Source organism: Flavobacterium cheniae, assembly GCF_004363695.1.
GTDB classification, from domain to species: Bacteria; Bacteroidota; Bacteroidia; order Flavobacteriales; family Flavobacteriaceae; genus Flavobacterium; species Flavobacterium cheniae.
This window is the reverse complement of the sequence record NZ_SNZC01000004.1, coordinates 141,994-154,974: the sequence shown is the minus strand read 5'-3', so window position 1 is coordinate 154,974 and position 12,981 is coordinate 141,994. Positions and strand designations below refer to the sequence as shown.

Below are 12,981 nucleotides of genomic sequence, written 5' to 3'. Positions count from 1 at the left end.
TTCTGACTTCTAACTTCTAACTTCTGACTTAAAAATGCAACAATATCACGATTTAGTAAAACACGTATTAGCAAACGGCAACCAAAAAGGCGACCGTACAGGAACTGGAACCTTAAGTGTTTTTGGTTACCAAATGCGTTTTGATTTAAGCGAAGGTTTCCCAATGGTAACCACTAAGAAACTACACTTAAAATCGATTATTTACGAATTGTTGTGGTTTTTAAATGGTGACACGAACATCAAATATTTACAAGAAAACGGAGTGAAAATTTGGGATGAATGGGCTGATGAAAATGGCGATTTAGGTCCGGTTTACGGACACCAATGGCGCAATTGGAACAGTGAAGAAATTGACCAAATTACCGAATTAATAGAAACGCTAAAAACCAATCCAAACAGCAGAAGAATGTTAGTTTCCGCTTGGAATCCTAGTGTTTTGCCGGATACTTCTGTTTCGTTTGCAGAAAACGTAGCCAATGGAAAAGCCGCTTTACCTCCATGTCATGCGTTTTTTCAGTTTTATGTTGCCGATGGAAAATTAAGTTGCCAGTTGTACCAACGCAGTGCCGATATTTTCTTAGGCGTTCCGTTTAACATTGCGTCTTATGCTTTGTTTACGATGATGATTGCGCAAGTTTGTGATTTACAAGTAGGCGAATTCATCCACACTTTTGGAGATGCGCACATTTACAACAACCACATGGAACAATTAGAATTACAACTATCTCGTGAGTGCCGACCATTACCAACGATGAAATTAAACCCAGAAATTAAAAATATCTTTGATTTTAAGTTTGAGGATTTTACGTTGGAAGGTTATGACCCGCATCCACATATTAAAGGTGCAGTTGCTGTTTAAAAAGAAATTATGAAAAAAATAGTATTAGCTTTTTTATTTATTTGTTTTTTAAACTTAAAAACCACAGCTCAAGAATATTCCGAGTTGTATTCTGGTTTAGATAGTATTTCAAAAACAAATATTGGTTCTAATTTTTACAGAATCTTAAGAATGTTCAATTATGAATACAACCAAATAAACGATCCGTTAACAAAAGAAGAAAGAGTTATTAGTGGGATCATTAAAATTGACAGCAATAAGAAATTTCAATTTGTTATAATAAACGAAGAAAACAAAGACATTGAAGAATTATTAAATAATTTTTTTTTAAAAGCTCCGCCTTTCCCAATAGAAAATTTTGAAAAGGGTAAAGATTTAGAATACATTACTGTAAAATTTGATTTAAAAAAATACAATTACGAAGGGGAAAAATTTAATGATATTTTAATTCGACAAAAAGAAGAAAATAAAACCAATCGTATAGAAGAATTAGACCTTTATCCTTCTTATGGCGGAAAACCAGAGAAATTCACAGATAAAGAAAAAGCACTTGAAAGTATAAATAATATCATTAACAAAGTTGTAAGAAAAAATTTTAAATATCCAGAATATGCAATGGAGAATGATATTCAAGGAAGAACAATTACAAATTTTGTAATTAACAAAGAAGGTGAAATAAGAACTATTATTGTTTATTTTTCACATCCAATTCTTCAAAATCAAGCTCTAAAAATCTCAGAATTTCTTCCTACATTTAATCCAGGCATCAAAGAAGGAAAACCTGTATCTGTAAATTATCAATTTCCTTTAACTTTTAGACTTCAATAAATGAACAAAACTTTAATTCTTATTTTTATCTTTTCGCAACTCTTATCTTTTGGTCAAGAAAAAAAGATCACAGAAACCTCAGAAGAAAAAAAACCTATTACAGTAACAGAATCTGCACCTATATTTCATGGATGTGATGAAATAGATCAAAGTAATTCTGTAAACTGCTTCAAGCAAAAAATGGCAGAACATGTAATTAAAAACATGAGATACCCTACGGTTGCTAAACAAAAAAAAATACAAGGTAGAATTCTCGTTACTTTTTTAATAAACTATGAAGGTGTGGTTGAAAATATTGTTGCAAAAAGTCCAGAAGATTGTAAAGATTGCGAAATACTAGAAAAAGAAGCTATTAGGATTATAAGCTTACTTCCAAAATTTAAACCTGGAATGCAAAAAGGAAAACCAGTTAAAGTAAAATATACCCAACCCATAACTTTTAAACTTTAAAATTTAGGTAGCATCCAAAATATCACTTTAGTATAGTTTAAAATTAACATATAATTTCAAAACTACTAAAACCAATTATATAAACAGAATTAACAAAATCTTTTTCCATTTGATTTAATAAATAAAACTGCTTTATGATAAAAAAAATGCTATTTGTTTTAGCTCTGATTTTAAAAGCTAATATTAGTTGGTCACAAGAAATAACGGTAACCAAAGAAGAAGTTATAAAAGAAGAGATTGTTCCTTTTCCCGTACTTGAAGATGTTCCCGTTTTTCCCGGATGTGAAGAAGAGGCTAGAAACAAAAAACTAACTTGTTTTCAAGAAAAATTGAGTGAACACATTAGTAAAAACTTTAACTATCCAAAAGAAGCTAGAAAGAAAAAAATTCAAGGACGAGTTTCTGTAATCTTTGTAATTAATGCCGAAGGAAAAATTGAAATCATTTCAACTAAAGTTCCTGAAGGTTGCGAATTATTAGAGACAGAAGCAATTAGAATAATAAGTCTTTTACCAAAAATGGAACCCGGAAAATTTAGAGGAGAAACTGTGAGTACAAAATACCTACAACCAATAATCTTTAATTTAAAATAACATGAAAAAAATATCTATTATACTTTTTTTACTGTTTCAACTCTCATTATTTGGACAAGATAAAAATTACGAAAAACTATTTGACGACTGTAAAAAAACTTCCTCTCCTAATTCTTGCATTATGGAAGTAATTAGAACTGAAGTCCAATCAGAATATGAAAAATATAGAGAAGAAGCATCGAATTTATACGATTTACAACTTTTGAGAATAAAATATACCGTTACCAAAGAAGGCAATATGGTAATTGAATCTATTGATGGGAAAATTGAAAATTTCAAACATAAAATTATTGAACTATTCAAAAAATTTCCAAAAGTTGAACCCGTAATTGAAAACGGAAAACCTCGAGATGCTTTAATGACAACTTCATTTTATTTACACCCAAAAGAAAAATAACATGCTAACTATAATCGCAGCCGCATCTGAAAACAACGCTTTAGGAAAAGACAATCAATTGGTTTGGCATTTGCCAGATGATTTTAAACGTTTTAAAAGTTTAACATCGGGTCATTTTATTGTGATGGGAAGAAAAACTTTTGAAAGCTTTCAGAAACCGTTACCTAATCGCACACATGTAATTATTACTCGACAAAAAGATTACGAAGCGCCAGAAGGTTGTTTGGTAGCAAGTAGTTTAAAAAAAGCGATTGATTTGTGTCCAAAAGAGGAAGAAGTTTTCATCATTGGCGGAGGCGAAATCTACAAACAATCTATTGAAATTGCGGATAAAATCGATTTAACGCGTGTGCATACTACTATTGAAGCAGATACTTTTTTCCCGGAAATTGATACTGATAAATGGGAATTAGTTTTTGAAGAATTCCACACTAAAGACGAAAAACACGATTACGATTTTACTTTTTTAACGTATGTTAAAAGGTAAATTTTTTAAGTTCTTGATTATTAATCGTACTTTTGTGTTCCAAAATTAATAAAATGTCAAAAAATATAACGCCATACAAAGATTCAGAATTAGGTAAAAAAGAACAAGTTGCTCAAATGTTTGACAACATTTCTGGTAACTATGATGGTCTTAATAAAGTAATTTCTTTTGGCACTGATGCAAAGTGGAAGCAAAAAATCTTGAAAATGGTAGCGGCAAGTCAGCCAAAATCTATTTTAGATATTGCAACTGGCACGGGTGATTTGGCTATTTTATTTGCAAAAACTTCTGCTACTGAAATCATTGGTTTAGATATTTCTCAAGGAATGTTAGACATTGGGAAGAAAAAAATTGAAGCGCAAAAATTAGACTCAAAAATTCAAATGGTTTTAGGTGATGGTGAAAACATTCCTTATCCTGATAATTATTTTGATGTTATTACCGTTGCTTATGGCGTTCGTAATTTTGAAAATCTTGAAAAAGGTTTATCTGAAATCTTAAGAACATTAAAACCTAACGGACAATTTATCATTTTAGAAACTTCAGTTCCTACTAAATTTCCGTTCAAACAAGGTTATGCTTTTCATTCAAAAGTAATTCTTCCGTTAGTAGGAAAATTGTTTTCAAAAGATCAATCCGCTTACACGTACTTATCAAATTCTGCAAACGAATTCCCTTTTGGAGAAGTGTTAAACAATATTTTGAGAAAAATTGGGTTTATAGATGTGAAGCATCTACCTCAAACATTTGGAGTAGCTACTATTTATCAAGCATCTAAAAAATAATATGAAGAAGTTTTTATTTTTATTACTTTTTTCACCTATCCTTTTAGCTCAGGAAGGCATGTTTAGCAAAGACCCAATTATCAACAAAGAAAATTGGAACAAACAGCGCGTTCACTGGGGTTATTACCTTGGATTTAATAGTTTGGATTTTAAAACCGATTATTTATCCGTTACCGAAGATATTGAAGTAGGAGCCACTACTGGTTTTAACGTAGGTTTAATTGGAAATCTTAGATTGGCTGAATATTTTGATTTGCGATTTGAACCTGGATTAGTTATAACCCAACGTAATTTAACCTTTCCTAATATTACCGATACAGGTGATCGTTTAAGAGAAGTGAAATCGACTTATATTTTCTTTCCTTTATTATTAAAATATTCTGCTTTACGAACAGGTAATGTTAGACCTTATTTACTTGGAGGTGTTTCAACTGCTTTAAACCTTAGCAGCAATGCCGATTCTCCAGATGACAATTTCAATAACCGTTTTAGAATGACCAAATGGACTAATTTCTACGAAGTAGGATTTGGAATTGATTTGTATTTGGAATATTTCATTTTTTCACCATCTATCAGAGGTGTCTTTAGTATGAACGATGAGTTAATTCGTGATAACGACCCGAATAGTCCTTGGACAGGAAATGTGCACGAGATGAAAACGCGTGGTTTCTTCATCAATTTTTCTTTCCACTAAAAGTTAACTTCGTTTAAATTCACTCAGAATAATGGCTGTAGCGGTTGCAACATTTAAACTTTCTGTAACTTGAAGATTTCCAAAACGTGGAATAGCAATTCGTTCAGAAACTAACTTTTCAACTGAAGACGAAATTCCGTTCGCTTCATTCCCCATGATAATAATTCCTTCTTTTGGTAATTTTTCTTGGTAAATATTCTTCCCATCCATAAAAGTACCAAAAACAGGTAATTTAGTTTTCGTTAAAAACGCTTCTAAATTTCCATACACCACATTTACTCTACTAATAGAACCCATTGTAGCTTGCACCACTTTTGGATTATAAATATCAACTGATTCTTCCGAACAAAACAAGGTTTCAATTCCAAACCAGTCGCACAAACGAATAATTGTTCCTAAATTTCCAGGATCGCGAACATCATCTAAAACTACAATTAGTCCCTTTTCAACGAAATCTTTTGATTTTGGCATTTTAAAAACCGCCAAACAAGTATTTGGAGTAGTTAAAGCACTGATTTTTTTTAATTCCGTATCAGAAATGGCATGAACTTTGTCTTTTGAAACTGTAAGAAAATCTTGCTTTGTTGTAAATAAATCTTGTAATTCAAAGTTAGAATTCAGCAATTCTTGAACTACCTTTACACCTTCGGCAAAGAAAAGTTGTTCTTGTTTTCTATATTTTTTTTGCTGTAAACTCGTTATTAGTTTAATTTGGTTTTTACTAACCATAAAAATTGTATTTTTGACTAACTTTTAAAAAGTGCTTTGAGAAATAATTTATCAAAAATAACATTATTATTTGTAATCGGAACAATAATTTATTCGTGTTCGTTAGTGAAGCGAGTACCCGAAAGTGAAAAGTTATTGACCAAAAACGAAATCTTCGTTAATGACGAATTGAACAAGGAAGACCGTATTAATAATTTAGTGGTACAACAACCTAATACTAAATTTTTAAATTACCCATTTGGACTAACCTTATACAATGCCGCAAAACCAAATCCGGATTCTTCTTACCAAGCTTGGCTGAACAAAAAACCCAATAGAATAAAAAATCTGAATCGTTTTTTATCTGCCAAACAAGTGAATCGATTAGGTAAATCTTTTTTCGTTAGTGGATTATCTAATTTCATGAAAGAAACGGGAGAAGCACCTGTTATTATTGATGAAAAAAAAGCAATACGTTCTAAAGAAAGATTGAGTGGATTTTATTACAACAACGGATTTATTAGAAATACAGTTACAATGTCTATTGATTCTCTTGGAAAGAAAAAGGGAAAAATAGTTTATAAAATAACTACTGGAAAGCCTTACTTTATAGATTCCATTTCAAAATTTATTGAAACTCCAGCAATTGATAGCATGTACACGCTTCAAGAAAAAAAGAGTTTCATAAAAAAAGGCGATCAGTATTCTTATCTTAATTTTGATAACGAAAGAAAAAGAATCACTCAATATCTAAGAAATAATGGTGTGTACCATTTTCAGGAAAGTAACGTAAAATATGATGCTATCATAGATGATTCGGTTCAAAAAATGAACATCAATTTAAAAATTGAAGACCGTTATGTAAAAGATGGCGACACCTTAACAAAACGCCCATTTACAGTTTATAAAATTAGCCAGGTTAATATTTTTACTAATAATACTTCAAAAAAAGAACGCAATCAGTTTAACGATAGTGTAACGTATCGAAATTTTAATATCTACAGCGCAGGTAAATTAAAATACAAACCTAAAGCTATCACAAACGCCATTTTTATTGAAAAAGGAAAATTATTTAGCGACAACGACAGAACGTTAACTTCAAAATCGTTAAGCAATTTAAAGGTTTTTAATTATCCAAACATTGAATATGTTGAAGACCCTAGTGACAGTACAAACACTTCGCTTATTGCTAACATTTATTTGATGAGTAAACCAAAATATATTTGGCAACCTTCTATTGATGTTACAACTTCCGATGTACAAGAATTTGGAATTAGCGGCAGAATGGCATTTACATGGAGAAACTTATTTAAAAGAGCCGAAACATTTGAGTTATCAGCAAAAGGAAACATTGGTTCTTCTAAAGATTTGGCCAATCCAAATAACGTGTTTTTCAATATTTCTGAATATGGTGTAGAAGGAAAATTAAGTTTTCCAAGAATTGTTTTCCCTTTAGATACAAGAAAAATCATCAAAAAAGAAATGCTTCCTACCACCAATGCGAACATTGGTTTAACCAGTCAAAGAAATATTGGTTTAGACAAGGAAAACTTAACAGGAGTTTTTAATTATAATTGGACTCCAAAACAAAAAAACACCATTCGATTTGACTTATTAAACATTCAGTTTATTAAAAACTTGAATCCTGAAAACTACTTTAACGTTTATACTTCTTCCTACAACACTTTAAATGATTTAGCACAGGATTACAATGTTGACCCTGCTAACTTTGAAAATGGAAATTTAACAACACAAGGAGCAGTAAATTTCATCAATGATGTTGAAAACGGAAGTACTTCTTTAAACCCAAGCGACCAAGATTATAAAGTCATACGAAGTATTGGCGAAAGAAGAGAACGATTAATTGAAAACAACTTAATTGTTTCTTCTGGTATAACATTCTTCCGAAACACTAAAGCTAGCTTATTAGACAATAGTTTTTATTCGATACGAACTAAAATAGAATCCGCAGGAAATGTACTTTCACTATTAGCGGGTACAAAAAACGAAGATTTGAACCAAAACGGTAACGAAACCATGTTTGGAATTGAATATTCACAATACATAAAAGGGGAAATCGATTTTATCAAACACTGGGATTTTGGCAAGAAAAACACCTTAGCCATGAGAGCTTTTGCTGGCTTAGCAGTTCCGTTTGGCAATGCACAATCAATTCCTTTCTCGCGAAGTTATTTTTCTGGAGGTTCAAATGATAACAGAGGTTGGCAAGCCTATAGTCTAGGACCAGGTCGAAGTGGCGGAATTAATGACTTTAACGAAGCCAACTTTAAATTAGCCTACAGTTTAGAATACCGTTTTAGAGTGGGAGGAAATTTCTACAGTGCCTTTTTTGCCGATATTGGAAACATTTGGAATGTATTTGATAATATTACGGATGAAGACTATACTTTTAACGGATTTAGCTCATTTGAAGATTTAGCATTTGGTTCTGGAATTGGTCTACGATATGATTTTGACTTCTTTGTTTTCCGTTTCGATTTAGGTTACAAAGCCTACGACCCAGGAAGAGAAGTCGGCGACCGATGGTTAAAAGGGGTGAACTTTAGCAAAACAGTGCTAAATTTTGGTATTAATTATCCGTTCTAATTTTTTAAATTATTATTTTTGCACAACTATACTAAAAACATACAACTATGAGTCACAATATTAAACCTGGTGTTGCTACCGGAGATCAAGTACAAGAAATCTTTAATTACGCAAAACAAAAAGGATTTGCATTACCTGCTGTTAATGTTGTAGGATCTAGTACTATTAATGGTGTTTTAGAAACAGCTGCAAAATTAAATGCGCCAGTTATCATTCAGTTTTCTAATGGTGGAGCACAATTTAATGCTGGAAAAGGATTATCAAATGAAAATCAAAAATCAGCTATTTTAGGAGCTGTTGCAGGTGCTAAACATATTCATACTTTAGCTGAAGCTTATGGTGCAACGGTTATTTTACATACCGACCATTGTGCAAAAAATCTTTTACCATGGATTGATGGTTTATTAGATGCTTCAGAAAAACATTTTGCTGAAACAGGAAAACCATTATATAGCTCTCACATGATTGATTTATCGGAAGAACCGATTGAAGAAAATCTTGAAATTTCTAAAAAATATTTAGAAAGAATGAGCAAAATGGGCATGACATTAGAAATCGAATTAGGAATTACTGGTGGTGAAGAAGACGGTGTAGACAATTCTGATGTTGACAGCTCAAAATTATACACACAACCTGATGAAGTAGCTTACGCTTACGAAGAATTAATGAAAGTAAGTCCAAGATTTACTATCGCAGCTTCTTTCGGAAATGTTCATGGCGTTTACAAACCAGGAAATGTGAAATTGACTCCAAAAATTCTTAAAAATTCTCAAGAATACGTTCAAAATAAATTCAACACAGGAAACAACCCGGTTGATTTTGTATTCCACGGAGGTTCAGGTTCTACTTTAGAAGAAATTAGAGAAGCAATTTCTTACGGAGTAATTAAAATGAATATTGATACCGATTTACAATTTGCTTTCACTGAAGGAATTCGTGATTATATGACTTCTAAAATCGATTATTTAAAAACACAAATCGGAAGTCCAGACGGAGCAGATAGTCCAAACAAAAAACACTACGATCCAAGAAAATGGGTTCGTGAAGGAGAAGTTACGTTCAACACAAGATTAGAACAAGCTTTTGCCGATTTAAATAACGTGAATACTTTATAAGTACGAAGTACGAGGTACAAAGTACGAAGTTTAAAATTTATTATTAATTGAAATTAGATGAAGATAAGGTTAGCCTTCCAACTTCTAACTTCTAACTTCTAACTTAATTATGGCTTGGTTTAAAAGAAAAGAAAAAGGAATTACAACCGCAACTGAGGACAAAAAAGATGTCCCTAAAGGTTTATGGTACAAATCACCAACAGGAAAAATTATTGACCAAGATGAATTGGCAAGAAACTTATGGGTAAGTCCAGAAGACGATTATCACGTAAGAATTGGTAGTAAAGAATATTTTGAAATTTTATTCGACAATAACGAATTCAAAGAATTAGATGCGAATTTAACTTCAAAAGATCCATTAAAATTTGAAGACACTAAAAAATATAGTGATCGTTTAAAAGACGTAATGGATAAAACCAAACTAAAAGACGCAATTCGCACAGGAGTTGGAAAATCTAAAGGGAAAGACTTAGTTGTTTCTTGTATGGATTTTGCTTTCATTGGAGGTTCTATGGGAGCTGTTGTAGGTGAAAAAATTGCAAGAGCAATTGATTATTCTATCAAACATAAAATCCCATTTGTAATGATTTCAAAATCAGGTGGAGCTCGTATGATGGAAGCTGCAATGTCTTTAATGCAGTTAGCAAAAACATCTGCAAAATTAGCGCAGTTAGCAGAAGAAAGAATTCCATACATTTCATTATGTACTGACCCAACAACGGGTGGAACTACTGCTTCTTATGCAATGCTTGGAGATATCAATATCGGTGAACCAGGAGCTTTAATTGGATTCGCAGGACCACGTATTGTAAGAGACACGACAGGTAAAGATTTACCAGAAGGTTTCCAAACTTCAGAATTCTTACTAGAGCACGGATTTTTAGATTTTATCGCTCACAGAAAAGAGTTGAAAAACAAAATTAACTTGTATTTGGATTTAATTCAAAATCAAGAAATCAGATAAAAACAAAAATCCCGATAGTGATATCGGGATTTTTTTATTATTAAAACTTAGCTCGCAAAGCCAGAATAAAATTCTTCCCTGGCGCTACAATTCCTGAACTATACGGACGATAACGTTGGTCGGTGATGTTCTCTAAACCTGCTGTAACGGTAAAGTTTTCGGTAAGCTTATACATCGATTTTAAATTTAAGGTGTACCAACTTGGAGAATATGGATTTCCATTGCCATCAATAGCATAAATTTCTGGTTTTCCTTTTTCTTCTTCGGCTAAATCTTCGTAAGAAACGGCATCGCTGAATTGTGCATTCAATTGTAAATCTAATTTAGAATTAGCATATCCCAAACGGCCTACACCAAAAAATGGAGCTGCATGACGAGACGGACTCTTATCTCCATTATCCAATTCCTCTTCACCTTTTTGAAAATTCAAATCGCCATGAAAATAAAATCCAGTTGCCGATTTCACTTCAATTCCGGCTTGAATTCCGTATACTTTGGCATTGGCTGCGTTTTGAATGGCTTGTACGTTGCTCAATTCGCCATCGTAGATAATCTCGGTAGCGCCATTCAAAGTAAAATCTCTTCTTACCATAGCATTTTCTAACAAAGTATAATAAGTTGAAACATCCACTTTCACATTTTTACCAAATAATTTAGCTACATTCAAATCTACGTTATACGCATATTCTGCCTTTAAATCAGGATTAGGAACTACTACCGAACCTGGTTCTGAATCAAACACTTTTCCTAAATCATCCACATTAGGAGAACGGAAAGCCGTGGCAACATTGGAACTAATCACCCATTTAGCCGTTGGACGATATACCAAGCCTAAACTTCCAGTTAAAGCACCATCATTTATTTTAGCTTCGGTAAAAGGAAACGGATAAAAAGTAGTATCAAAATCGGCATCTAATACAAACTGATTGTATCGCAATCCCGCTTGAAGCAACATTTTTTCAGAAAATTTATATTGATCATTTACATAAACACCATACGAATTCCATTTGGATTGTGGATATCGAGCAGGTCCAGTTTGACTTGTTCCTGCAACAATATTTTCATCAATTCCTTCAGAGTTTACATCGTTCATTACATATTCCACTCCGTAAAAAAGAGCATTTTTAGTACTCGTTTTCTTTGTGAAATCGGCATTTACAGAAACTGCATTTACTTTTTCCGTACGAATGGCGCGATTTGGATTATTAAAATTACGACTGATTCTACTTTCCTCAAAAAACTGATGCGCCACACGAATAGAAAGTTCATCATACGCTTTCGTAGCTTGCATATTCGAAATTGACAAATTATTCATAATCCATTTTTGTGGACCATAATCAAATTCGCCATAGCGTGGCATTCCTGAATTGGTATAACGAATATGTCTGTCGTATCGCGAATAACTAGATGTTTCCGAAAAATGAAAACCATATTGAAAATCCCATTTTTCATTAGGTTGAAAACGCACTTTTTGCATCAAATTGATTTGAGAATAAGCCGTTGGTCTCTGTACTAAAGGATCATCATTCGTTACAACTATATCTACTCCATTTTGTCTTTGCACATAAAAAGGTCGTAAATATTCATCTGGTCCGTGACTTCCCATTTTTAAATCGCCAAAATCATTAGAACTGATACTCGTAACCGAAGCCCATTTTTTCCAACCTACATTGGCATCAAAATGTCCGGTTTTTTCATTGTTTGCTGAAGAATATCTAGTAAAAGCGCTTCCTGAAACAAAAGGTTTTTCTTCCGTTGTAAATTGTGGTGTTAAGGTTTGAAAACTCATTACACCACCAATCGCATCACTACCGTAAATAACAGAACTTGGTCCAAATAAAACCTCTGATTTTTCAATTGCAAATGGATCTAACGAAATGACATTTTGAATGTTTCCACCTCTAAAAATAGCGGTATTCATTCGCACACCATCAATAGCATATAGCAAACGATTGGTAGCAAAACCACGAATCATAGGACTTCCTCCACCCTGCTGACTTTTTTGCATAAACACTTTACCAGAAACGGTTAGTAAATCGGCTGCCGTTTGCGGATTTTGCAATTGGATATCTTTCTTAGAAATAGAGGTGATTTTTACTGGAATATCTCGAGTATTTTGTTTCCAACGATTTGCAGAAACAATTATTTCATCCATTGCCAATAACGAAGCTGTTAAATTCAACTGAAAAGAAGCTAATTCCAACTGATTATAACTCACAATTTGAGTTTCATACCCAAAAGATTGAATGATAATTTTATTAAACCCAACAAAATCAGAAACATCAGCCTGACCTTTGTTATTCGTAACAACGTAGACTTTTTTATCCTCGGAAGCTAGCGTAACCGATTCTAATGGCTCACCCGATTCTTTGTCTTTTATGGTTATTGTTTGAGAGAATAACGTTGTTGTGAATCCAAAAAATATAATGAGTAATAATTGCTTAAGCATTATTTACGAAATGTTTTAATAATTAGTGAGAACAAATTTACAAAATGATTGTCACTTATTGCCACA

At 32.4% G+C, this 12,981-nt stretch carries 13 protein-coding genes; 11 read left to right on the top strand and 2 right to left on the bottom strand.

Going from position 1 to position 12,981, the window contains the following annotated elements; genetic code table 11:
* The first annotated feature begins 34 nt into the window (after positions 1 to 34).
* The 8 genes from C8D80_RS11030 to porT all read left to right on the top strand — a co-directional run bounded on the left by C8D80_RS11030 (position 35) and on the right by porT (position 5,072).
* Entirely contained in the window at positions 35 to 859 is an 825-nt protein-coding gene (locus tag C8D80_RS11030) for a thymidylate synthase (protein ID WP_133610354.1), read from the top strand.
* 9 nt (positions 860 to 868) lie between these two features.
* Positions 869 to 1,666 (top strand): energy transducer TonB, encoded by a 798-nt coding sequence (locus C8D80_RS11025; protein ID WP_133610352.1) that lies wholly within the window; start codon positions 869 to 871, stop codon positions 1,664 to 1,666.
* Positions 1,667 to 2,116: an energy transducer TonB gene (locus C8D80_RS11020; protein ID WP_133610350.1), complete on the top strand. Its 450-nt coding sequence runs from the start codon at positions 1,667 to 1,669 to the stop codon at positions 2,114 to 2,116.
* 134 nt (positions 2,117 to 2,250) lie between these two features.
* The gene (locus tag C8D80_RS11015) at positions 2,251 to 2,709 is read left to right on the top strand and encodes an energy transducer TonB (RefSeq protein WP_133610347.1); all 459 of its coding nucleotides are present in this window, start codon (positions 2,251 to 2,253) and stop codon (positions 2,707 to 2,709) included.
* Position 2,710: 1 nt separating this feature from the next.
* Positions 2,711 to 3,106 carry a hypothetical protein gene (locus tag C8D80_RS11010; protein WP_133610345.1) on the top strand — a complete coding sequence of 132 codons (396 nt, stop codon included), beginning with the start codon at positions 2,711 to 2,713 and terminating at the stop codon, positions 3,104 to 3,106.
* Between the two features lies 1 nt (position 3,107).
* On the top strand, positions 3,108 to 3,593 hold the full coding sequence (locus tag C8D80_RS11005) for a dihydrofolate reductase (RefSeq protein ID WP_133610343.1): 486 nt from the start codon (positions 3,108 to 3,110) through the stop codon (positions 3,591 to 3,593).
* A gap of 53 nt (positions 3,594 to 3,646) precedes the next feature.
* Positions 3,647 to 4,378, top strand: a complete 732-nt coding sequence (gene ubiE, locus C8D80_RS11000; protein WP_133610341.1) for a bifunctional demethylmenaquinone methyltransferase/2-methoxy-6-polyprenyl-1,4-benzoquinol methylase UbiE — start codon at positions 3,647 to 3,649, stop codon at positions 4,376 to 4,378.
* A gap of 1 nt (position 4,379) precedes the next feature.
* On the top strand, positions 4,380 to 5,072 hold the full coding sequence (gene porT / locus C8D80_RS10995) for a type IX secretion/gliding motility protein PorT/SprT (protein ID WP_133610339.1): 693 nt from the start codon (positions 4,380 to 4,382) through the stop codon (positions 5,070 to 5,072).
* A 3-nt stretch (positions 5,073 to 5,075) separates the two neighbouring features.
* Here the strand turns inward: porT and C8D80_RS10990 are convergent, their stop codons facing one another.
* Entirely contained in the window at positions 5,076 to 5,801 is a 726-nt protein-coding gene (locus tag C8D80_RS10990; RefSeq protein ID WP_133610337.1) for a TrmH family RNA methyltransferase, read from the bottom strand.
* A 36-nt stretch (positions 5,802 to 5,837) separates the two neighbouring features.
* On the opposite strand from C8D80_RS10990, the gene tamL reads away from it, so the two are divergent.
* The 3 genes from tamL (at position 5,838) to accD (ending at position 10,466) form a co-directional block, all read left to right on the top strand.
* Entirely contained in the window at positions 5,838 to 8,387 is a 2,550-nt protein-coding gene (gene tamL, locus C8D80_RS10985; RefSeq protein WP_133610334.1) for a translocation and assembly module lipoprotein TamL, read from the top strand.
* A gap of 47 nt (positions 8,388 to 8,434) precedes the next feature.
* Positions 8,435 to 9,502 carry a class II fructose-bisphosphate aldolase gene (gene fbaA, locus C8D80_RS10980; RefSeq protein ID WP_133610333.1) on the top strand — a complete coding sequence of 356 codons (1,068 nt, stop codon included), beginning with the start codon at positions 8,435 to 8,437 and terminating at the stop codon, positions 9,500 to 9,502.
* 109 nt (positions 9,503 to 9,611) lie between these two features.
* Complete coding sequence (accD, locus tag C8D80_RS10975; protein WP_133610331.1) at positions 9,612 to 10,466, top strand: acetyl-CoA carboxylase, carboxyltransferase subunit beta; 855 nt, start codon at positions 9,612 to 9,614, stop codon at positions 10,464 to 10,466.
* 40 nt (positions 10,467 to 10,506) lie between these two features.
* On the opposite strand, the gene C8D80_RS10970 is transcribed toward accD, so the two are convergent.
* Positions 10,507 to 12,915 carry a TonB-dependent receptor plug domain-containing protein gene (locus tag C8D80_RS10970; protein ID WP_133610325.1) on the bottom strand — a complete coding sequence of 803 codons (2,409 nt, stop codon included), beginning with the start codon at positions 12,913 to 12,915 and terminating at the stop codon, positions 10,507 to 10,509.
* Positions 12,916 to 12,981: the final 66 nt, after the last annotated feature.